Below are 21,353 nucleotides of genomic sequence, written 5' to 3' on the forward strand. Positions count from 1 at the left end.
CGCAATCAAGCGCAGGGATTACCCGCCCCTTAGCGCATGCGCTCGACCCACTGGGCGCGCGAGGGGCTCGGCTCGAACGGCGCGCCGAAGGACTGCGTGTCCCGAACCACTTGGCCGCCCTCGAATTCCATGATCATGTGAGCGGCTTGCCGGCGAGCCATGCCTTGCCGCGGGCGTACAGCTTTTCGACTTCGGCTCCCTCCAGTTGTGGCATGTCGAGCTTGACCTGGTAGCCGATCTGCGTCTGGATATAGGCCAGGTGCCGATAGCCGGCCGGAAACTTCGAGATGGCAGCCTGGTCGATTTCGAGCCTGGCGCTCGGGTCGATCGGATCCACACGGTCCTTCTCGTAGATCGGCTGACGAACGACGACGCCCCAGCGGCCGTTGCGCTTCTCGACGAAGTCGTAGAAGCGTCCCGTGCAGACCACGTCGCAGGCGACGCCTTGCACATCGCCGCGCTGCGAGATCGTCATCTTCGTCTGCGCGATGGCGCGATCGCCGGCCAGGTCGATAGAAGTCCCGCCGAGGAAGTGCAGGATGCTGACCCCCTTGGCCCAGCCCTCCTTCGTCACCCGGATGAATTCGGAGGCCGGGCCCTGGAACCAGGTCGCGTTCATGACGCCGTCGTCGTGCCACACGGTGGCGAACCGCTCCCAGTCGCCTGCGTCGCGCCAGACGGCCCAGTTCTCGATGAGATCGCGGATGGCGAGGCGGTCGGTCAGTTCGTTGGTCATTCGATACTCCGGTCGGTCGGACAAGGGTTGCCTCAGCGTGTTGGCGCGAAGCCGGGCTTGTCCGCGAGGCGTGCCCGTCCGCTAAGTGGACAGGACAACCTTTCTAATGACCTCGGCACCCGCTGGCAACACCCAGGTTTTTCCTTTCAATATCACCTCCGAGTCGAAAGGATCCGCGGTGACGGGGTGATGCGGCTTTGCGTCCCTGGCGGCCTCGATGTCTTTGGGATGCTCGTTGTAGATTTTCCCGGACAGCTTGTAGTCGACTCTGAGATCGTGATCCGTAGCGGTGAACTCCATGGGGCGCTCCTTTCGCGTTAAATCGTTGCGAGGATGCACGGCCAAGCAATTCACTTGCCGCACCGGGCGAACATAGGGCTTCTGGTCTTCCTGCGCATCATCCGTTTGTGGTGTTCGGCTGAGGCCGGCGCGGACTCTCAGTTTGACGTTCCAGAACGCTTGGATATTCAGCAAAGGCCCCGCTCGGTCTTCGTAGCCAGCGAAGGCGCGCCGGACCCTCATTCGTCATCCATGCTGCTGCATCCGGACTAAGTCGGATGCCGGATGCGCATGTTGGGCCGGGGAATGGCACGGTAGGGCTTGTGGTCGCCGGCCCCTGCAAAGGCGTCTTCCAGGGCGCAGAGGGCGTCGAGTTGGTCCTGTAGCTCCTTGGCCTGTTCTGGCGTAAGCGGCGTCTCAGACGGCCAGATCCGGTCGCGACGGTCCGGTTTTGAGAGCGGTTTGACCTTCAATGCCTGTTCAATCTGCTCTTCCATCGGCATGGTGTGCCGGTTCAGGCGGATTGCTTCGCCGATACCCATCACGCGGTTCCTCAGCGAAAGCGTCATGCAGCAGAAGCGCACCCAGCGATGCTCCTGCCAGCCGACGCTGTCCGGCGTCTCGAACTTCTCGATGAACGCCTTGGCGGCCGCCTTGCCGTAGCGGTCGCTTAGTCGTGTGATCTTGTCTGACTTCATGCGTATATTGACCCCGCCTTCATCCTTCTCGAGATAGACACGAACCACGCGGTCGCGCACGCCCGGCATGCGCATCATGGTGTTGTCGTTCCATCGCCAGGTGGTCTTCCAGAGGCTGACCAAGAACGCGCCGACCTTTCCAAGTCCGGAGCGGCTCTCGGTGGGCCCGCGGTCCCAGATCTCGCCCCGGCCACTGGTATGAAACTCTGGTAGCCAGACGTTGGATGTGCTGTCTGACTTGCTTTGCTCGTGGCGCTCCTGCAGCGAGATACCGAATGTTGGCCACTTGGGCACGAAGCTGTCGAACAGGTGGATCGGGAAGTTGGAGCACAGCCCCCCATCGGACATCCAGCACGGTTGCATGCTCCGGCGAGCGTGGTCGATGGCATGCAGTGGCACTGCCGAGATCAGCAGCGGAAAGCTCATGGCCAGCCGGACTGCGATCACGACGGGCAATTGCCCGACCGGAAGCTCGAAGTAGCCGGGACCGATCAACTCCTTCGACGGATCGGCCTCGCTTCTCTTTTCGTAGCTCTTCGCAAATGCGCGCATGTACTGGACGATTCCCTTCGGAAAGTACTCCTCCATTTGCTCTGTGCGAAAGAACAGCCTTCCCATGTCTTCGGTCTCCTCCAATGGGAATCGGTAGGGGCGGCTGTGCGCCAGGTTGCTGGCATAGACCTCCAGGTTGATGGAGCGCGCGGCATCCGCGCCATGCACCTTGAAGCCCATGGCCTGCGCCGCCGCGCCGGGCGCGTCCCAGAGGTCTTGGAAGGTCAGTGGCGGATCGTCGATCGGATGGCGGCCTGCCACCTCCTGGATGGCCCCGTGAAGGTATGCGGCCAGGTCCACGGTGGTGATGTTCGAATCGGGGCTCCAGCCTCGGCATAGCCCGAACCCGTTGGGCACGAGCCCGTGGGCGAGATCCCAAGCGATGCCAGCCAGCAGCGCGCCAACGATGCCGACCAGCGCCGCCAACAGAAGTGCCATGGCCCAAGACCCAAAGCCGAACAGGCAGGACGGAACTGCTTGACCCCAGGCGCAGGTGGCCAGAGTCGATGCGGGCCCTGCCAATGTCAGCACCAGCAGAAGGAAGGTGGTCCAAAACACCGGTCGGCGGTACTGCGAAAGCGCGGCACCAAGGCCGTGAAACAGCAACGAAGCAACGCTCGACCGCTCCAGCGACGCGTGGAAGATGCTGAACAGCCGGCGGGTCTTGTTGCTCGGCACGAACAAACGTTCCAGCAGTGTCTTTCCATCGTCTGTCTCCGCAAGCTTCTGTGGCAGCTCCCCGAAGCGCGCGAAGCCCTCGCCGGAACCGTTGCGGCGCCGGAATTCCGCCGCGGCTGCCAGCGCGGCGGCAAATGCGCCGATCGAACTGCCGCCGATGTTGCGGATACGGTAGTGTCGACCCAGTTCGACTGCGGCGGAGGCATAGATGACGCCGCTTGTGATGCCGCCTTCCATTACGACGTCGCAGAAGCGGTCCGCCGGCACATCCATGAAGTCGGGATCGACAGGGTCTGCCGCTGTGGCCGCCGATGGACCCGCGGTATGCGCGGCCATCGCGGCCGCCCCAGGGGGCACTTTCGCGGCAGCAGACTGGCGCTGGGCCGGTGCAGACACCTTTGCCTGTTCCTGTGCATGTGCCTGCGGTTCGACGGTGTCCTGGCTCCATCCGGACATTGCGCGCAGCGCCTGCTGGCTCGGGAACATGGCATACAGCGTCCCCCGTGTCTGCACGAATGGCTGGAATCCCTTCAACTCGATAGGATCGCGATCCGGCAGGGGAATGATGTACGCAGCGTCCGGCTCGTCGTGCTGCCCTGCCAGCGGATCCTTCGAACGGCCACGATTGGGCGGCCCCATGGGATTCTTCTCGATCCATTCCGAGATGAGACGCTCGAACTGATCTTCGATGCGCGCGCAGAAGAACACCCCCAACAACCCGCGATCGACTTCGCTGTTCTGGAGTCTCTCGTTCTCCAGATCGACGGGCCTTCCATAGGGAACGCCACGGCGGAATAGGGTATGGATGCTCAGATCCTTCGGCACGATCGCATCGGTGCGCGGATTGGCGCGGCGGATGTGAGCACCAAATGGACAACCCAGTCCTTCGGGATCGTTCTTGAAGTTGATGGCCTGCAGCTGCGACTCATCCTGAATCGGCGACGGGCTCTGACCGAGTGGAACGACGGGTTGGCCGTCGGGCCAGCGACCGCACATTTTCGCTTTCAGGTAGTCCGGCGCGATCCAGGGATGCTCGTCTTTGAGATCGCGAGCCCGTTCTCTGAGAAAGGTGTCCAACGCGAGCTCCAACTGTCGGATCTGCCGCAACACTCCGAAGCTGCCGTGGCGCAGGAATTCGGACAACTCGGCGCTGGTTTCTTGCGGCGACGTCCAGAGGTCGACCTTGTCGTTGTTCAAGTACCCCATCAGGAGTTCGCCGGGCCTCGGACTGTGCTTCTGTCCGTCGATGCGAGGCTTGGTGATGCCGTCGCGAAAGCCGAAGTGGACCTTCTTGACTTTCTTGAGCCCTTGCATCTCCACGATGTGCTCACCGCGAAGACCGGGATCATCCCAGCCCTCCAGCCCCGCCGAGGAGGGAATCGAGCGCATCGCGGCCACGGTTTCGTCGATCCGTTCAGCCGTAGGACCGTGGATGGAGATCCATGTGTGCGCCCGATCAGTCTGAAAGACGGGATTCCATCGGTCCGGCGCACTTGCTCCCGTGTCTCCCAGGCGCTGACTGGCGCGCCGGACCGCACCTTCGCAGAAGGCGGGCGACTTGTCCTTCAGGTGTGCGAGCAGGGCGGTCGGTGCGCCGAGCGCCACGAATCCCTCGTGGCTGAAGCCGAGGTTGACCTTGCATGCCGCGACCTCGCCGGGCCGGTCCCTCTCGCCGAAAGCGACCAGATTTCCGTTCACAAGTTCGCCAATGAAGCTGCGAGCCTGACCCGGATCCCGCACCTGCAGAAGGAGGTGCCGCACGCACATGTCGTCGAACCCAGTCAGGGCGAGGCTCTGCACCTCGCCCTTCAGTTCCGGCGAAAGTACATCGGCGCTCATGACTGCGCCAGTCCTTCGTTGTGGATGTCGGCGACGCTGGAGCGCGGGTAGGCGCTGTAGAAGTAGCCGGCCAAGGGCTTCCGGTTGTACTTGCGAATGGTGTCGACGAACTCCTTCGGAAACTTCTGAATCGGCGTCGGCGGCGCATCCTCGAGAAATTCGAACTGCTTGTCGAACAGAGGGACTTTGAGCGCGAAGTGCTCGACATAGGCATCGAAATCGCCGTCATAGACCGTGAAGAAGGCCAGGTGCGTGCTGTTCTCGATCAGCATGAACCAAGCGAAGTGCACGTTGCTGGCATCCTGCAGTGCGCGCTCCACGACGGCGGCACCGGCGCGCGTGAGTCGCATGAGCTTCTGAGCGTTTTCGGCCACCGGCTCCTTGATCTTCAGCACGAAAAGCAAGGGCTGCTGGTTGAGCCGCCGGTCGCGTTGGAATTGGAGCGGAAAGCTCTCCCAGATCGCACCCCATCGCCTGACCGGTGGCATGACCTCGCGAGTGTCCGGATCGAGGCGACGGGTCAGTCCCGGCAGCAGGAGCACCTCACGCACCACCCGCTCGACAAGCGGCCAGGCCAGGTGGCGTCCGACGCAGCTGTGCGGATACTCCTTGTCCTGCAGGTTGCCACCGAACATGAGGTCGAGATCGATGGGGGTTTCTGCGCCCATCGCGAGCAACAGTTCAGCACCGGCCGGCACCTGCACCGTGGCACCGCCTTCGCCGAATGCCATCGGTTCGAGCGTCGTGCGAGCCAGGAACGGCGCGGCCGGCTGCAGACGGAGGGCTTCGCGGATCAAGTCGTTGAGCTGCCTCGTGCCATCCTTGCGCCGTGCCAGCGCAGAGGCTTCGTCGACCAGGAAGCTGCCATCGGCCTGTGCGCGAAAGAAGTGGTCGAAGACGTTGGCAATGGCCGACGTGATGTTTCCGACAGTGCCCGCCATGAGACCCTTGACCACCACGCGCGCCATCTCTGGGTCGTCCCGATAGAGTTGGCCAAGTTGCACCGCTGCCGGTGCAGCCCGGAGAAGTTTGTGATCCCACCACTCCGGCACGGCAGTCCCTTCGACGGCCTCTTTCAGGTCTGCTTCCAGCTTGTCGCGAAGCTCGACGGCCAGCTTCGATTCCGAAGGGGGCAGTCCGTCGTCGGACACGAAATGGCGGCCGATGATCTGGAAGGTGAGGCGGATGTAGCCGGCACGCATGGCCCGTTCGAGCAGGACATGCGACTTGGCCCTCAGCCCGAACAGGATGGCAATGTATCGCACGGCTGCCTGCTCGGCCACGTCGGTCACGAGGTCGAACTCGCGGTTCTTGGTGGGCAGTACCATCGCGCGGACGACCGCCTCGCAGGCGCACTTGTCGAGGACATGCGCATCGAAATCGAGTGCCTCCAATCCGTTCTGCCTCTGGCGCATGTGAGGGCACCGGTCGTCCAACCCCAGCATGAAGCGTCCACCGCTGTCCAGTTCCGAGTACGGCTTGACGCTGCCATGCTGGAGGGCCTTCGACACGTCCTTGGCCGAAGTCAGCAGAAAGGCTGGCACGTCTGGCCAGCTTGAGCTGCCCCCTCCGTGGCGGATCACGCTTTTGAACGCAAGGGGTCGAAAACGGTCCTGTCTTAGTTCTTCATAAAGCGCCTCTCGTGCCGTGTCGTCGCGCAGCGCATCGAATAGCAAGCGGTTCTGCCTTAGCGCATTGCCTTCGCTTCGGATCCCGAGGAGTTGGTTCGCAGTCATGTTTCCCTCCCATACCGGCCATCCGGCCGTGCGTCTTCTCTGTTCCCTCAGTGCAAGGCATGCAGTCTCTCGAGACAGGCTCCCGCATCGACCAGATCGCGTGTTCCTTCGCCCCCTTGAATCCAGCGCCTTGCGCCGTCGAGCAGGTCGATGGCCTGCTTTCTTTTTCGACCCTGCGATTGCCACAGCCGTGCCAAGTCGGTGGCTGCCCGCAGGTGAAGTGATGCCAGCTCGCGCTGGCGTGCGCACGCCAGGGCCTGCATCAGCCAAGCCTCGGCCTCCGCTGCCGGGTCCGCCCCATGAAGTCCTGGGCGTTGCGCGGCCAACCGGCCCAAGAGGCGACGGATCTCCGCTTCGTAATAGCGCTCGCCCGTGCGCGTCACAACAGCCAATGCCTGCTCGAGCAGAGCCCAGGCTTCATCCAGGCGCCGGCACAGCATCTCCCCCTCCGCGCGCAGCGTCAGGTAGAAGGGAGTGGTGACGACCGCGCCAGAGTTGGCCCAGAGTGCGTAGCCTTGCCGCATCTCTTCAACGCCGGCCTCGGGCTCACCCAGATCGGCAAGAATTCGGCCGCGCATCACTCGTGCGTGGGCGAGCCATACCGTGAAGCCGCCATCCTCGCAGACCTGAACTGCGCGATCGGCAGACACCAGCGCAGCCTTGTTCTCACCCCGGAAGTGCTGAACAGCGGCTCTGAAGCCGAACGCCTCGCCCATGCTGAACCGATGCTCGAGCCGCTCCGCGTGAGCTGTGACCGTCGTCGCCCGGGCCAAAGCCTCGTCCGGAAAGCCCAGTTCCCAAAGGGACCACGCCGAATAGCACATGCACATGACGCCTGGGTCCTGCACGGCCTCGGACCGATGCTCGAGCCGCTCATACGCGGCGCGGCAGTCATCCATCTCGCGCACCGCCTGAGCCATCTCACCCTGGTGCATCCGGATGTTTGCGAGGGCCCATTGCGTCTGAATTCGCTGAATAGCCCCGCCCGTGCGGTTTGCTCGCTCGGCGGCATCAAGTGCGTACGAGCGCGCCCTTTCGAAGTCCGCGCGCATGAAGTGATAGCTCTCCAGCCCGAGCAGGACTCGCATGACAGCGACCTCGTCCCGCAGCAGCCTGGCAAGCTCCATGGCCCTGACATAGGCACGTTCCACTCGCTCGGCGCCGTAGCCCCGGGTGGCGATAAGGCGGGCCGCAAGCACCAGTTGCATGCGCAGTTCCTGCCGCGAGCGCTCTTCGCCCACCGGCATGCGCGCCAGCACCGAGAGCGCGCTGCCAACGTACGCGATGGCCTCGACATGCGCCGACCGCGAGGCCGATTTCCGGACCGCCGCGTCCCAATAGCGCAGTGCCTCCGCATCCATGCCCGCCTCGGTGTAGTGGAAGGCGAGCAACTCGGGTTGGCGCTGCACCATCTCGTCGAAACCATCGACGATGACGGTCGCGATCACCTGGTGCAGCGCCTGGCGGTCGCGCTCCAGCAGGGAGCCGTAGGCAGCATCGCGCATCAACGCATGCCTGAAGGCGAAACGCGTACCTTCGCCGTCCTTGGCGACCAGCATGCCAGCGCGCACCAACTCGGCCAGCGGCTTCTCGAACTCGCGCATCTCGATGGGCGATTCCGGATGCTGCATCACGGCCTGAAGCAGCGGCAGCGGGAACTCGCGCCCGATGGTGCCGCCTATCTGGGCCACCAGCCTGGCGCCGCCCAGCCTGTCCAGCCTTGTGGTGAGCAGGTCCAGCACGGTGGCGGGAACCGGCAGGGCGCGCGGATCGAGGTCGTCGGTGCCGTCGCCGAGGTCGACCATCATGCGAGTGGATTCTTCGATGAATAGCGGGACGCCGTCGGCCCGAGCTGTGATCAGCTGAACGATCTCGCCGGGCAATCGCCGCTCGCCGCTCGCGCGGTTGACCATGGTGCGGGACTGCTCGGGCGACAGGCCCTTCAGCTCAGCTTCGTGGACTGCGAGACGGGGCTGCCAGCGCAATTCGACGTCGGAGCGCGCGGTCACGAGGATGAGCAGCGGCAGGTCGCGCGTGGCCATCGCCAGACGATCCAGGAATTCCGCGGTGGAGGGGTCGAGCCAATGAATGTCCTCTACGAGCCAACAGCCGGGCGCCAGGCTGATACGTTGACGCGCCAAGGCGACCAGCAGGTCAACAGTGAGTTGGCGGCGACGTTCCGCGCTTTGCTCAAGCACCGGATGTCGCATGGGCAGCGGTAGTGCGAGCAGGTCGGCCAGCAGCGCGGTCGCGGCTTCGTCGAGTGGACGGCTGTTCGACATCATTTCGCGCAGGCGCTGCAGGAGTGCATCGCCGGACGCGTCGCTGCCGACGCCGATCTCATGGCGCAACGATTCGACCAGCGGATGGAAGGCACTGTTCGCATGCTCCTGCGAGCAGCGACTCTCGAAGACCTCGTGGCCCGAATCCGTGAGCAACTGCTTGAATTCGCGCACCAGGCGGGACTTGCCGATGCCTGCCTCGCCGAGGATTCGCACCAGTCTCTGCGAACCTGCTCTCACCGCCACCCAGTGCTCCTGCAGCATTTGGAGTTCTTCGCCGCGTCCGACCATCGGCGTCAAGGCGGGGCCGGTGATGCCCGACGATGACCCGGGTCCACCTACTGCGGCGGGCCCTATCAGGCGGTGAAACACTTGCTCGTGGTCGAAGCCCTTGAGTAACCCGATTTGCTCCAGCGGCTGAAACTGGAAGCGGTCCTTGACGATACGCCGTGTCGACTCGCTGACCGCCACGGTGCCCGGTGCAGCCACGGCCTGGAGTCTGGCGGCCAAGTGGACCGCCGAGCCGATAGGCTGCCCATTGCGCACCACCACTTCGCCGGTGCACACCCCGACGCGGATACCCAACCCCAGGTCCCGCACGGCATCGACGAGTTGGAGGGCGGCGCGCAGTGATTGCGCGGCCGCGTCCTCGCTGGCGACTGGCACGCCGAAGTAGCACATGGCGCCGTCGTCACCCTGGAAGTCGTCCGGCACGCCGCCGAAGGAACGAAGGATCTCCGTGCAGCGCTCGTGGTAATGGCTGAGCAGCTCGCTGTACTTTTCCGCGCCGAGCAGCGACAGCAGGCGCGTGGATTCAACCAAGTCGATCGACATGATTGTCACTTGGCGCAGCGTGTCGTCGGCGGGCGTGCGGCGCTCCTTGAGCACGGCGCCGCCGTCGCCATAGAGTTCGGGCCGCAGCTTCGCCAATGCCACACCGCCATCGGTAGCCAGGAGCCGGGCGCGCGCCGAGCGCACAGCCTCGGCGAGCGCCGCGCCCCGCTGCAGCCCACCGTAAAGCTCTTCCATGAAGGCTTGGCCATAGGCCGTGTCCGCCGACTCGCAGGACAGCAGGTTCAGTCCGAGCGCGCTGGCGGCTTGCGCCAGTGCCAGGCCAGGACTGAGGTCCTGAGCAGACGTATCGCCTTGCGAAACAATCAATCGCGGCGGCGTCTGCAGCGACGCGATGCTGCCCAGGTCGAGTGCGTGCGGTTCGCATGGCCAGCTGACTGCGCCTTCGACGGATGGGCGTGTGGACAGGGTTCCCATGCAGTGCACGACATCGTTGGCTCCGATCAGCCTCAGCAGCTCGTCGCGCCCCATGTCGCTGGAATGGACCGTGCTCACGGTCAGGCTCGCCATGCTGCGCAAGCGCGTGTTGAGCCAGGGCATGGTCGTCGTCCGGGTCTTGTTACGTCTGCAGTCCGCGACGATCAGCACTCTAAGTCCGCCGCTCTGGGGTGTGCGTCGTTGCGGCGTGCCGAGCGGGCCCGCAGTCGAGACGATGCGTCTGCAAAGCCGGAAGCGCTCACCCAGGAATTTCTCGCCGTCCCAGCCCAGTTCCCATGGCACCCAAAGCAGCGAGGCGTCGACCTGGATCGTGAGCTGGCACATTGGCGCCTCGCGCAGGAATGCGGCGATGCTGGCAGGCAGCAGGGTCGACAGCAGGCGCTGGCCGAATTCTCGCAGGCCGGGCTCATCGCGATCAGGCTGGCCGCTCGCCGCGTGAAGCTGCGTCACCTGGCACTGAAGGTGTGCCAGCACATCGCCGTGCACCCCGACGGTATCCAGCCTGACAACGAGATGGAGATCCGTGAGTGACACCGCCAGACCGTTACTGGCTGGCAGCACGGCGAGATAGAGCGACGCGGCTTCGGAGGTCGTAGACATGACGTCCTTTCCTCACGGCGAGGCGGTGTGACATTATTCGGCCAACCTGCGCATGGTCGGCAGGCGGATAGTTGCTGTCAACCTAAAAACGTAGGTTGACACTCGGCCGAATGGCCGACTCGTTTTTGTGACGGCCCGGCGCATGAATGGCGCCGCGACGACTCAGGATTCGTTCAGAAGACGGCGGAGCAAGCGCGCACGCAGGAATGCCGTGAACACCCAGATCAGGATCGCGTTCGCGAACAGACCCAGCGAGACGACCAGTGCCGCACGATCTGCGAATCCATGGCTCAGGTCGAGGAGCAGAAGGGCCAGCGACCAGGGGAGGGCGCACAGGATCGCGACCGCCAGAAGGACGCTTTGCTCGCTCGGATGAAGCGCAGCAGCCGCCAAGGTCACCGCGAGAGCAGAGCACGCGCCCGGCAGCCACCAGGCGTGGCGATAGAGCGGCGGCAGGCGATGGCTGGACATGTCGAAATTGTGCGGTGCGCGCGGCAGTGGCGCGCGAGCAATTTCACACGCAATGCAAAAGCCTTGGCATCTTGTCGCGCGCCGCCCACACGATGGCGGCGGCCATTCGGCTGGACCCCGGCGGAGCTCGACCTGTCTCAGCGGTCGTCGAACGGCGCAAAAACTTCCGCCACCCAGTCGACGAACAGCCGGGTCTTGGCACTCAGATGCCGGTTGCTCGGATAGAGCACGTGAAGCGGTTGCCGCGGACGGCGCCAGTCGTCGAGCACGGTGCGAAGCCTTCCGCTCTGGAGGTGCGGCGAGACCATGAACTTGAACGCCTGCCCCAGGCCGACGCCCGCGAGCAACGCGCTCAGGTGAGCCGTGCTCTCGTTGACCGCGACGACGACCTGCCCTTGCACCAGGATCTGCTCGTCGCCCTTGCGGAACTCGAGCGGGAAGGCCCGGCCGGTCAGTGACGAGAAGTAGCCGGCGATGGCGTGTCCCCGCTCGCGGGGCAGCAGCTCCGAAGGATGCTTCGGGACGCCACGCGCGCCGAGGTAGAGAGGGCTCGCGCAGGTGACCCAATCGAGGTCGGCAATGCGTCGCGCGACCAGAGACGTGTCGGCCAGTTCGCCGCCGCGAATCACGCAGTCGACCCCTTCGCCGATCAGGTCGATCGGCCGATCGCTGACACCCAGGTCGATGTGCAGCTCCGGATGGCGCGCACGAAAGCCCGGCAGCGCCGGGATCAGGATCATGTTGGCCAGCACCGAGCCGACGTCGACGCGGATGCGGCCGCGCGGCTGAGCCCGTGCGCGGCCGGCGCTTTCGTCCATCTCGTCGAGGTCGCCGATGAGGCGCGTGGCGCGCTCGTAGTAGGCCGCGCCCTCCGGCGTCACGCTGACCCGCCGCGTCGTCCGATGCAGCAGCTTCGTGGCGAGGTGGCGCTCGAGGTCCTGCACGAGCTTGGTCACCGTCGGGCGCGGAATGTTCATCGAATCCGCAGCCTTCGAGAACGTGCCCGACTCGGCGATCCGCACGAAGACGCGCAAGGCAAGCAGTTGGTCCATGGTGCGGCTGATTATTCAGATATGTGAATTAAGAAGTCAAGATTGTCATATTTATTCATTCGTGTGAACTTAATAAGCTTGGCTCACCTCAACACATCGGAGCCAGACATGGGCAACAAACTCTCTGAAAAGGTCGCAGTCATCACAGGCGGCACCACCGGCATCGGCCTGGCCGCCGCCAAGGCCTTCGCGTCGGAAGGCGCATTCGTCTACATCACAGGCCGCCGCCAGGCCGAGCTCGACGCTGCCGTGGCCGCCATCGGCGCCAGGGCGATCGGTGTGCAGGCCGACTCGACCCGGCTCGACGACCTGGATCGCCTGTACGAGATGGTCGGGTCGCAGCATGGCCGCATCGACGTGCTGTACGCCAACGCAGGCGGCGGCGAGATGCTGCCGCTGGGGGCGATCACCGAGGCGCACTTCGACCAGACCTTCGATCGCAATGTCAAAGGTGTGGTGTTCACGGTGCAGAAGGCGTTGCCGCTGCTCGACAAGGCGGCCAACGGTGCGTCCGTCATCCTGGCCGGCTCGACGACAGGCATCTCGGGCACCGCGAACTTCAGCATCTACAGCGCCACCAAGGCAGCGGTCCGGAACCTCGCCCGCAGCTGGGTGCTGGACCTCAAAGGCCGTGCGATCCGCGTCAACACGCTGTCGCCAGGGCCGATCCACACGCCGGGCCTGGTCGACCTTGCCGGGCCGGACGCCACGCAGCAGCAAGGGCTGCTCGACTACCTGACCTCGCAAATTCCCGTCGGGCGCATCGGGCAACCCGACGATGTGGCCAAGGCAGCGGTCTTCCTCGCCTCGGACGACTCGTCCTTCATCAACGGCATCGAGCTCTTCGCCGATGGCGGCATGGCCCAAGTCTGAGGCAGCCATCATGAAGACCGCGCTCGAATTGCTTGAAGCCTATCAAGCCAGCATCCGCACCCCGGCCGCAGCCGCAGCCCTCTTTGCGGAGGACGGCGTACTCGAACTTCCAACGGTCAAGGCGCACGCCCAGGGGCATGCGGCCATCGAGAAGCTGATCTCCGGGCTGCTGGCGAAAATACCGGACTTCCGATTCAAGGACTTCAAGTTGTGGATCGATACGCCCGACAGGGTGTTCGGCGAATACGCCGTCGAGGCACACGTGATCGACACCGGCAAGCTCTATAGCCAAACCTATGCCGGCCTGCTGATTGCCGAGGGAGGAAAAATCAAGCTGCTTCGCGAAGCACTGGACACGGCGGAGGCAGCGCGGGCATTCAGCAAGGACTGAACGCGCGGGGCACGGCCTTCTTCACTCTGCAGCCGTTCCCGACACTTGCCGGTAGACGTTGGCGCCCAGTGCGGTGCCATGCACCGCCAGATGCGCGCCCAACTGGATGGCTTGCAGCAATTCGGCGGCTGCCAGGCCTTGCGACAGGGCCGTGGGCACGATCCGCCGGATCGCATCCGGGTCAAAGGCCGTGAAGCACGCATGCAACGCCAGCTGCACCAGGCTGCGCTCCGCCAGGCTCAGCCCGGCGCCGGGGCCGCCCTGCTCGACGAAGTCGAGCAGCACCTCGGCATAGCCGGGGTCGAGCCGTGCCACGCCGCGCAGGGCGAGGGCGTGCGGGGCACCGAGCCTGTCGATCCGGACCTGGAGCTTTTCATCGATGGCCGGCACCCCGCCGAGGTCGATGAACTCGCCCAGGATGTCGGCGGCCTGGCCCACGCGGGCGATGCCCTGCACGGCCACCAGGTGCAGCACGTCGAAGATGTCGGCCCGGCTCGCGCCGACCTCGAGCGCCCGCTTCATGTGGGTCTGCAGGCCGGCCTCGAACAAATGCGACGACGACGTGTCGAGCGCCACGTAGATCAACTCCACCATGCGTTCGCTCAGCGGCCCCGAGCGCGCGGGATGGCCGGCGTAGCGCGCGTAATGCTGCACGAAGCCGGGGCAGGCGTCGAGCATGGTCTCGGTCCAGGGGCGCCAATAGCCGCGCTCGGCCATGAAGTACGCCTTGATCCGCGCGCGTTCGGGATCGCTCATCGCGGCGTCCCCGGCGCGGCCACGCTGCAGACCAGCGTTTGACCGGTCAGGTACTGCGCGGCCGATCCGCAGACGAAGCGCAGCAGCGGATGCAGCGTCTGCGGATCGACGCCGCTCGGCACTTCCAGCGCATTGATGCGCAGGGCGCGGCTGCCCCACTCGCAGGCGAGGGTCGAGACCATCATTCGAGCCGCGGCCCCGTCGCCTGCATCCTGCCAGCGGCGCGGCTGTGCCGAGGGCAGCAGCAGGGTGAGGCTGGCCTGCTGCGTGTAGCGCGCGGCGAAACGTGCAGCGGCTGCATGCACGGCCTGCAGCACGCCGGCCGATGCGCAGTGCAGCGGCGACAGATCGAGGCAGGCCGCATAGTGCGGCTGTTCGGCCGCCGTCGGCGCCACCCCTTGCCAGGCTTCGCCCTCACCGCCGCAGACCTCCAGTTGCAAGGGCGTGTCCAGCGGCAGCGGCGGCAGTGTCGCAGGCGGCAAGGGCTGGCTGCCGCCATGGACCGACGAGCCGCCATTGACGGCAAGGATCTGGCCGCGCAGCGGCGCAGCACCGGAACTGGCCAGGAAGTACAGCGCCTGCGCCATCTCTTCGGGCGCGGCCATGCGGCCGAGCGGGATCTTGCCCAGGGCGCCCTCGGGCTTGAGGCGGCCGGCCTGGATCAGTCCGTCCACCAGTTCGGTGCGGACGAATCCCGGCGCCAGCACCGTCACGCACAGGTCGGGCCGCGCTTGCGCCAGCGCCAGGCTCTGGGCGATGAGTCCCGCCTTGCTCGGGCTGTAGGCGCCGCGCCAGGGAATGGCATGCAGGCCGGCGCCCGATGCGACGTTCACGATGCGCGCGCCCGGCTTCAGCAGCGGTCCGCAGGCATCGACCACCGCCGCCGGCGCTGCCAGGTTGAGCGCCAGCAGGCGTGCCATCTGCGCCGCGTCCTGCTCGGCCAGGGGCGTGTTGGAGGCATCCGACATGCCGGCGTTGTTGAGGATCGCATCCAGCCGGGGCGTGTCATCGCCGAGGGATGCGATCTGCACCGGGTCGGTCAGGTCGGCGGCGCGCAGCTGATGCGGGGCGGAGGCCGGCGCTGGCAGGCTGCGACCCAGCTGCTGCAAGGCCGGTGCGTTGTGGTCGACGAGCACGCATTGCCAGCCCGCGCCGGCGAACAGCCGTGCGGTGTCTCGTCCGATGCCGGAAGCCGCACCGGTGATCAGGACGGTCTGCATCCGCGACACCGCCCGCGTCTCAGATGTTGGTCAGCGTGATGCCGCCATCCACCACCAGCGCCTGGGCCGTGATGAAGGCCGCATCGTCGCTGGCCAGGAAGCAGATGCTGCGGGCGATGTCCTCCACCGTGCCCAGGCGGCCCATCGGCGTGCGGGCGATGCGGTTGGCGTCGCGCTCGGCATTGCGGTTGCGCTGCGTGCCTTCGGTCGGAACGGCCGACGGGCAGACGGCGTTGACGCGGATGTTGCGCGCGCCCAGCTCGGCGGCCGCGGCGCGGGTGATGCCCAGGATGCCCGCCTTGATGCCGGAATAGACCACCGAGTTGGCGGCCGAGCGCAGGGCCGCGACCGACGCCACGTTCACGATCGCGCCGCCGCGTTCGGGGTCCATCAGGGCCACCGCCTCCTGCAGGCTCCAGATGACGGACTTGAAGCCCACGTCCAGCATGCGCTCCACCGTCTCGGACATGATCTCGGGGATGGCCTGGTAGCGCACCCAGGCGGCGTTGTTCACCAGGATGTCGAAGCGTCCGCCGCCTTGCGCATGCGCGCGCTGGATGGCCTCGCGGATGCCTTCGCGGCTGGCGATGTTCTGCACCACCGCATGGGCCTGGCCGCCGCGCGAGCGGATCTCGTCGACCACCGGCATGACCAGTTCTTCCTTGAGGTCGTTGACGCAGACGATGGCACCGCGGGCGGCCATCTGCAGCGCGGTTTCGCGGCCGATGCCGGCGCCGGCGCCGGTGATGAGGGCCACGCGGCCGAGCAGATCCTGGTTCATTCGCATTCCTTGGTTCACACTGACTGGATGAAGTCGCGGCCGACCTGGCTGGCCAGCGCGCCCGAGCCGAAGGCGGCATCGAATTTGCGCACTTCGCGCAGGGCGTAGTGCAGCGGCACCTCCCAGGTGAAGCCCATGCCGCCGTGCAGGTGGATGGATTTCTCCAGCACGAAGGCCGCACTCGCCAGGGCATTGGCCAGCACCGGCCGCGTCGCGCGCACGCGGCCGTATTCGTCGGTGTCGAGCACGCGCTGGATGCCGGCGCTGGAGGCCTCCTGCTGCAGCCGCATGCGCGCCAGCAGGTGGCGCACGGCCTGCTTCGCCGACAGCGGGCGTCCGAACTGCACACGGGTCGACATGTAGCCGGCCGTGGTGGCGAGGGCCGACTCGGCCGCCCCGTTGACGAAGCCGGCGATCAGGATGTGGCTGTCGCGCTGCAGGGCGGCGAAGGCCGCGGCATCCAGCTGCGCCAGCACTTCGGCACCGTCCAGCGCCAGCCACGATTGGGGATGCTCCGGGTCCAGCGCCTCGTCCTCCTGGATCTCGATGCTTCGCAAGTCCAGCAGGGCGCCGCCGCCCCGGCCATCCGCGACCAGCACCCAGTCGCAGTCCCTGGCGCCACGCGCCTGGCCGGCCAGCCCGTCCTGCAGGCTGCCCTGCAGCGCCCAGGTGGCCACGCGTTCGCCGCTGGCCAGCTGGGCCGCCAGGGGCGAGTCGCCCAGCGCCTTGGCGACCAGGAGGTTTTCGAGCAGCGGCCAGTGCAGCCGCAGCTTGCCCGCCTCGGTCGCGATGGGCAGCGCGAACGCGATGCCCAGCGCCAGTCCGCCGGCGTCCTCCTGCGCGCAGATGCCGCACAGGCCCGCCGCGGCCAGCACCCGGGCGGCGTCACGGAAGCCGCGGGTCTGCGCATCCTTGATCGCCTCGGCCGCGGCCTGGGCGAAGTCTTCGGGCTTGAGATCGTTGTCCGACGTGGTCATCTCAGAGGTCCTTCGGAAGATTCATGATGCGCTGGGCGATGATGTCCAGCTGCACTTCGGTGGTGCCGGCGTAGATGGTCTCGGCACGCGAATAGAAGTAGGCCGTGGTGAAGTGCTTGCGCGCGCGCTGCGCCAGCGCACTGGAGCGCGGGTTCACGTGCGACACGAGCGCGAGCGCCAGCCCTGCGAAGGCCTGGTGGCACTCGGACCAATACAGCTTGGTGAGCGAACCCCGGGCACCGATCTTGTCGCCGGCCATCATCCGGTTCACGGTCTGCTCGACCAGGCCCTTCAGCGCATCGATCTCGCCCACCACGTCGCCGATGCGGCGCTGGTAGCTGCCGTCGTCCAGCAGCCTCGACAACTGCGGATCGGACTTGCAGGCGGCGACCAGCTGGCGCAGCTCGCAGTCGAAGCGCCATGCACGGTACATGCGGTTGGTCGCGCGCTCGATGGACAGCACGCGGATGGCCGCGTTCCAGCCCTCGTCCGGTGCGCCCAGGCGCGCACTGTCCGGCACCACGACGTTGTCGAAGAAGACCTCGGCAAAGGACACCTTGCCATCGATCGACTTGATCGGCACCACCCGGATCCCGGGCGTGTCCATGGGCACGGCGAACATCAGCAGGCCGCGGTGCTTGTCGGCCACCGTGCCGGTGCGGGTCAGCAGCAGGCAGTAGCGCGCCTTGGCGGCGCCGCTGGTCCAGATCTTCTGGCCGTTGATGCGCCAGGCCTCGCCTTCCGGCACGGCCTTGGTACGTAGGCGCGCCAGGTCCGAGCCCGCGTCGGGCTCGGAGAAGCCCTGGCACCAGTAGTCGCGCATGGCGAGGATGCGCGGCAGGAACAGCTGCTTTTGTTCTTCGGTGCCGACGGTCTGGATGATCGGGCCCGCCAGCTCCTTGCCGATCGAGCTCACGCTCTCCGGCATGGCCAGCGCGCCGACCTCCTTGTTGACGACCAGGTGCTCCCGCAAGCTCAGGCCGAGGCCGCCATAGGCCTTGGGCCAGGTCATGCCCGCGAGGCCGGCGTCGTACATCGACGCCTCCCAGGCCCGGCACTCGTCCAGCGTGGGGGTGCGGTAGTCGACGCTGTCGGCGCGCATGTGCGCGGGCAGGTGGGCGCCCAGCCACTGGCGGGCGTACTGCCGGTAGACGGCCGGACCCGCTGCAGCGTCCGGGATGGCCGGGTTCTTTTCCATGTGCATGAGAGGCCTCAGGGGGCAGGGCGGTTGCGGGAGGTGGGAACCATCAGGGCGTCCAGGACCAGGACGCCTTCGCCTTGCGGCTTGACCAGGATGGGGTTCATGTCGATCTCGGCCACGTCGGCGGCATGGCGGCAGGCGAACGCCGACAGCCGGGCCACGGTGCGCGCCGCGGCGGCCACGTCGGCCTTGGGCTGGCCGCGGGCGCCGTCCAGCAGCGGGAACATCTTCAGGCTGCGGATCATCCGCAGGGCTTCTTCCTCGGAGACCGGCGCCACCTGCACCGCGACATCCTTCAGGATCTCGGCATAGATGCCGCCCAGCCCGACCATGACCACCGGGCCGAAGACGGGGTCGCGCGAAACGCCGGCGATGAGCTCCACGCCGCCGCGGACCATCGGCGCCACCAGCACACCGTCCAGGCGTGCCTCGGGCGCGTGCTGCCGGGCGTTGGCCAGGAGGCGGTCATAGGCCTGGCGCACGGCGTCGTCGTCCTGCAGGCCCAGTGCCACGCCGCCGATCTCGGTCTTGTGGGCGATGTCTTCCGATGCGATCTTGAGGACCACCGGGTAGCCGGTGGCACGGGCGCTGCGCACGGCCTCGTCGGCCGAGGCCACGATCTCCTCGCGCGGCACGCTGATGCCCGCCGCCGCCAGCGCCTTCTTGGCATGGAACTCGTTGCGGAACACGGCCGCATCCACGCTGTCGACCGGACCGTCGTAGGCGGCGGCCGCGGGCAGGGTGCCGAGCTGGCCGAGCCGGACCAGGCCCGCCAGGCCGATGGCGGCCGCCGGAATGCTCGGGAACACCGGGATGCCCAGCGCATTGATCTCGGCCACCGCATCGGGAGGGCCCTGGCTGATGATGACCAGCAGGCGATCGGGATGGCTGGCCCGGACCTTGGACAGCGCCTCCAGGTACACGCCGCGCAGCCGCGGGTTGTACAGCGACAGGGCCAGCAGCAGCACCAGCGTGCTGCCATTGGCGTCGTCCTGCAGCGCGCTCAGCATCTTCAGCAGGATGTCGGGCCGGGCCGACATCTGCGCCGACGCGTCCACCGGGTTGTTCGTGCCGGCGGTGGGCACGGCCTCGCGGATCCGGGCCCGGGTGCTCTCGGCGAGCTGCGGCAAGGTCATCCCGGCCTGCACCATCGCGTCGGCCATCATGATGCCGAAGCCGCCGGAGGCCGCCACCAGCGTCACGGCGTCGGTGGCGGGCAGGCGCTGCCGGCCCAGCAGGGCGGCGGCATGGCCGACATCGAGCAGTTCCTCGAACGAGCGCACGCGCAGCACGCCGTGACGGCGGAAGACGGCGTCGAACACGGCGTCGGAGCCCATCAGCGCGCCGGTGTGCGAGGCGGCGGCCGCCTGGCCCTGCTCGGTGGCGCCGATCTTGAGCACGATCACCGGCTTGTGCTGCCGGCGCGCCAGGTCGAGCGCCTCGAACAGCCGGCCGGCGTCGCGGCAGGTTTCCATGGCGCACAGGATGATGCGGGTGTCGTCGTCCAGCGCCAGCGCCGCGATGCCGTCGGCCACGTCGACGTCGGCTTCGTTGCCGGTCGCGATGAAGCGGCTCACGCCCAGGCCGCGATCGGCCATGTTGCGCATGGTGAAGCTGCCGATGTTGCCCGACTGCGAGACGATGCCCACTTGCCCGGCCGGCGGCAGGCTCTGTTCCAGCGCGATCGAGAACGAGCCCACCAGCCGGTCGACCACGTTGACGGTGCCCAGGCAGTTCGGGCCAAGGAGCCGCATGCCATGGTTGCGCGCGACCCATACCAGCTCGGCCTGCAGCGCCGCGCCTTCGGGACCGGCCTCTGCGAAGCCCGCGGTGAGCACGATCACGCCGCGCACGCCGCGGCTGCCGCAGTCGCGCACCGCCTGCAGCGTGGCTTCCACCGGCACCGCCAGGATCGCCAGTTCCGGCGCCGTGGGCGTGTCCAGGATCGAGGCGTAGGCCTGCAGGCCCTGGAGGGTGCCGCCCTTGGGATTGATCGGATAGATCGGCCCGGCGTAGCCGTACTTGCGCAGCAGCTGCACCGGTCGGCCGCCGATCTTGGTGATGTCGTCGGAGGCGCCGATGACGGCCACGCCGTCGGCCTTGAAGAAGGCGTCGAGCCCGGTGCCCGGGGCGGCTTGAACCTGGGTCAGCATGGTTTCAGCGTCCCTTGAAGACGGGCGCGCGCTTCTCGAGGAAGGCCATGCGCGCTTCGCGGGCGTCCTCGGTCTTCGACAGGGCCATGGTGAACTCCTGCTCGAAGCGATAGGCGTCGCGCTGGGGCATCACATCCACCATGTTGGCCGCGCGCTTGGCGTAGGCGATGGCCAGCGGGGCCTTGGATGCGATCTCGCGCGCCAGTGCCATCGTGAAGGGCAGCAGGTCCTTCTCGGACAGCACGTCGTCGACCACGTTGCGCTTCAGCAGGTCGTGCGCGCTCAGGCGCTGGCCGGTGAAGAACATGCGGCGCAGGGTCGAGCGGCCGAACAGGGTCTTGAGCATGGAGGCGCCGCCGGCCAGGCCGACATTGATCTCGGGCATGCCCACGGTCGCGTTTTCGGAGGCATACAGGATGTCGCAGGCGGCCGCCAGGCCGAAGCCGGCGCCCAGCGCCGCGCCATTGATGGCGGCGATCACGGGCTTGGCGCACTCGCGGATCGCGTTGCCGGTTTCGCGGGTGATGCGGTTGTGTGCGAGGAAGTCGCCGGCGACCTCGGCGTCGGGGCGGTCTTTCAGGTCGGCGCCGGCACAGAACACGCTGCCCGCGCCGGTCAGGACGGCGCACCGGATGTCCGTGCGCTCGGAGATGGCGTCGAAGGTGGCCACCAGCGCGTGGCGCATCTCGCGGCTCAGCGCGTTGACCGGCTTGCGGTCCATGGTGACCAGTCCCACGCCGCCTTCGACTTCCAGACGAACCCATTCATCACTCATACGCCACCTCTTC

Annotated in this window: 16 protein-coding genes; 2 read left to right on the forward strand and 14 right to left on the reverse strand. The window is 66.6% G+C overall.

Features of this window, described 5'->3' with window-relative positions; all coding sequences use genetic code 11:
* Window positions 1-133: 133 nt before the first annotated feature.
* The 7 genes from AC1DF3_RS27125 to AC1DF3_RS27155 form a co-directional block, all read right to left on the reverse strand.
* Window positions 134-736: a nuclear transport factor 2 family protein gene (locus tag AC1DF3_RS27125; RefSeq protein ID WP_286530702.1), complete on the reverse strand. Its 603-nt coding sequence runs from the start codon at window positions 734-736 to the stop codon at window positions 134-136.
* Window positions 737-817: 81 nt separating this feature from the next.
* Window positions 818-1,036, reverse strand: a complete 219-nt coding sequence (locus AC1DF3_RS27130) for a hypothetical protein (RefSeq protein WP_478141476.1) — start codon at window positions 1,034-1,036, stop codon at window positions 818-820.
* A gap of 248 nt (window positions 1,037-1,284) precedes the next feature.
* Complete coding sequence (locus AC1DF3_RS27135; RefSeq protein WP_478141477.1) at window positions 1,285-4,782, reverse strand: hypothetical protein; 3,498 nt, start codon at window positions 4,780-4,782, stop codon at window positions 1,285-1,287.
* Window positions 4,779-6,518, reverse strand: coding sequence for a cytochrome P450 family protein (locus AC1DF3_RS27140; protein WP_478141478.1), 1,740 nt, complete (start codon window positions 6,516-6,518; stop codon window positions 4,779-4,781). The genes AC1DF3_RS27135 and AC1DF3_RS27140 overlap by 4 nt, the downstream gene beginning before the upstream one ends.
* 47 nt (window positions 6,519-6,565) lie before the next feature.
* Window positions 6,566-10,690 carry an ATP-binding protein gene (locus AC1DF3_RS27145; RefSeq protein WP_478141479.1) on the reverse strand — a complete coding sequence of 1,375 codons (4,125 nt, stop codon included), beginning with the start codon at window positions 10,688-10,690 and terminating at the stop codon, window positions 6,566-6,568.
* Between the two features lie 162 nt (window positions 10,691-10,852).
* Window positions 10,853-11,161 carry a hypothetical protein gene (locus tag AC1DF3_RS27150; RefSeq protein WP_478141480.1) on the reverse strand — a complete coding sequence of 103 codons (309 nt, stop codon included), beginning with the start codon at window positions 11,159-11,161 and terminating at the stop codon, window positions 10,853-10,855.
* Between the two features lie 137 nt (window positions 11,162-11,298).
* Complete coding sequence (locus AC1DF3_RS27155; RefSeq protein WP_286530695.1) at window positions 11,299-12,213, reverse strand: LysR family transcriptional regulator; 915 nt, start codon at window positions 12,211-12,213, stop codon at window positions 11,299-11,301.
* A 108-nt stretch (window positions 12,214-12,321) separates the two neighbouring features.
* On the opposite strand from AC1DF3_RS27155, the gene AC1DF3_RS27160 reads away from it, so the two are divergent.
* On the forward strand, window positions 12,322-13,086 hold the full coding sequence (locus AC1DF3_RS27160) for an SDR family oxidoreductase (protein WP_286530694.1): 765 nt from the start codon (window positions 12,322-12,324) through the stop codon (window positions 13,084-13,086).
* Between the two features lie 10 nt (window positions 13,087-13,096).
* A complete protein-coding gene (locus AC1DF3_RS27165; RefSeq protein ID WP_301815112.1) occupies window positions 13,097-13,477 on the forward strand; it encodes a nuclear transport factor 2 family protein in 381 nt (126 codons plus the stop codon).
* 21 nt (window positions 13,478-13,498) lie between these two features.
* Here AC1DF3_RS27165 and AC1DF3_RS27170 read toward each other — a convergent pair whose 3' ends face one another.
* From AC1DF3_RS27170 to AC1DF3_RS27200, 7 genes are read right to left on the reverse strand one after another with little or no spacing between them, the layout of a single operon-like run.
* Entirely contained in the window at window positions 13,499-14,233 is a 735-nt protein-coding gene (locus AC1DF3_RS27170) for a carboxymuconolactone decarboxylase family protein (protein WP_478141481.1), read from the reverse strand.
* Window positions 14,230-15,453: an SDR family NAD(P)-dependent oxidoreductase gene (locus tag AC1DF3_RS27175; protein ID WP_478141482.1), complete on the reverse strand. Its 1,224-nt coding sequence runs from the start codon at window positions 15,451-15,453 to the stop codon at window positions 14,230-14,232. Before AC1DF3_RS27175 ends, AC1DF3_RS27170 begins: the two co-directional genes overlap by 4 nt.
* Window positions 15,454-15,472: 19 nt before the next feature.
* Window positions 15,473-16,240 (reverse strand): SDR family NAD(P)-dependent oxidoreductase, encoded by a 768-nt coding sequence (locus tag AC1DF3_RS27180; RefSeq protein ID WP_478141483.1) that lies wholly within the window; start codon window positions 16,238-16,240, stop codon window positions 15,473-15,475.
* Window positions 16,241-16,248: 8 nt separating this feature from the next.
* Window positions 16,249-17,211 carry an acyl-CoA dehydrogenase family protein gene (locus tag AC1DF3_RS27185; RefSeq protein ID WP_478141484.1) on the reverse strand — a complete coding sequence of 321 codons (963 nt, stop codon included), beginning with the start codon at window positions 17,209-17,211 and terminating at the stop codon, window positions 16,249-16,251.
* Window position 17,212: 1 nt separating this feature from the next.
* Window positions 17,213-18,409: an acyl-CoA dehydrogenase family protein gene (locus AC1DF3_RS27190; RefSeq protein WP_478141485.1), complete on the reverse strand. Its 1,197-nt coding sequence runs from the start codon at window positions 18,407-18,409 to the stop codon at window positions 17,213-17,215.
* A gap of 14 nt (window positions 18,410-18,423) precedes the next feature.
* Window positions 18,424-20,565: an acetate--CoA ligase family protein gene (locus AC1DF3_RS27195; RefSeq protein WP_478141486.1), complete on the reverse strand. Its 2,142-nt coding sequence runs from the start codon at window positions 20,563-20,565 to the stop codon at window positions 18,424-18,426.
* 4 nt (window positions 20,566-20,569) lie between these two features.
* Window positions 20,570-21,340, reverse strand: coding sequence for an enoyl-CoA hydratase/isomerase family protein (locus tag AC1DF3_RS27200; protein ID WP_286530685.1), 771 nt, complete (start codon window positions 21,338-21,340; stop codon window positions 20,570-20,572).
* Window positions 21,341-21,353: the final 13 nt, after the last annotated feature.

The sequence above is a fragment of the Variovorax sp. 10N432 genome (assembly GCF_056394465.1).

What these genes read in the sequence shown, in the direction of transcription:
- AC1DF3_RS27165 (WP_301815112.1), top strand. Translation starts at nt 13,097, where the DNA reads ATGAAGACCGCGCTCGAATTGCTTGAAGCCTATCAAGCCAGCATCCGC.
- AC1DF3_RS27195 (WP_478141486.1), bottom strand. Translation starts at nt 20,565, where the DNA reads ATGCTGACCCAGGTTCAAGCCGCCCCGGGCACCGGGCTCGACGCCTTC.
- AC1DF3_RS27175 (WP_478141482.1), bottom strand. Translation starts at nt 15,453, where the DNA reads ATGCAGACCGTCCTGATCACCGGTGCGGCTTCCGGCATCGGACGAGAC.
- AC1DF3_RS27130 (WP_478141476.1), bottom strand. Translation starts at nt 1,036, where the DNA reads ATGGAGTTCACCGCTACGGATCACGATCTCAGAGTCGACTACAAGCTG.
- AC1DF3_RS27190 (WP_478141485.1), bottom strand. Translation starts at nt 18,409, where the DNA reads ATGGAAAAGAACCCGGCCATCCCGGACGCTGCAGCGGGTCCGGCCGTC.
- AC1DF3_RS27135 (WP_478141477.1), bottom strand. Translation starts at nt 4,782, where the DNA reads ATGAGCGCCGATGTACTTTCGCCGGAACTGAAGGGCGAGGTGCAGAGC.
- AC1DF3_RS27170 (WP_478141481.1), bottom strand. Translation starts at nt 14,233, where the DNA reads ATGAGCGATCCCGAACGCGCGCGGATCAAGGCGTACTTCATGGCCGAG.
- AC1DF3_RS27155 (WP_286530695.1), bottom strand. Translation starts at nt 12,213, where the DNA reads ATGGACCAACTGCTTGCCTTGCGCGTCTTCGTGCGGATCGCCGAGTCG.
- AC1DF3_RS27140 (WP_478141478.1), bottom strand. Translation starts at nt 6,518, where the DNA reads ATGACTGCGAACCAACTCCTCGGGATCCGAAGCGAAGGCAATGCGCTA.
- AC1DF3_RS27145 (WP_478141479.1), bottom strand. Translation starts at nt 10,690, where the DNA reads ATGTCTACGACCTCCGAAGCCGCGTCGCTCTATCTCGCCGTGCTGCCA.
- AC1DF3_RS27125 (WP_286530702.1), bottom strand. Translation starts at nt 736, where the DNA reads ATGACCAACGAACTGACCGACCGCCTCGCCATCCGCGATCTCATCGAG.
- AC1DF3_RS27200 (WP_286530685.1), bottom strand. Translation starts at nt 21,340, where the DNA reads ATGAGTGATGAATGGGTTCGTCTGGAAGTCGAAGGCGGCGTGGGACTG.
- AC1DF3_RS27185 (WP_478141484.1), bottom strand. Translation starts at nt 17,211, where the DNA reads ATGACCACGTCGGACAACGATCTCAAGCCCGAAGACTTCGCCCAGGCC.
- AC1DF3_RS27160 (WP_286530694.1), top strand. Translation starts at nt 12,322, where the DNA reads ATGGGCAACAAACTCTCTGAAAAGGTCGCAGTCATCACAGGCGGCACC.
- AC1DF3_RS27150 (WP_478141480.1), bottom strand. Translation starts at nt 11,161, where the DNA reads ATGTCCAGCCATCGCCTGCCGCCGCTCTATCGCCACGCCTGGTGGCTG.
- AC1DF3_RS27180 (WP_478141483.1), bottom strand. Translation starts at nt 16,240, where the DNA reads ATGCGAATGAACCAGGATCTGCTCGGCCGCGTGGCCCTCATCACCGGC.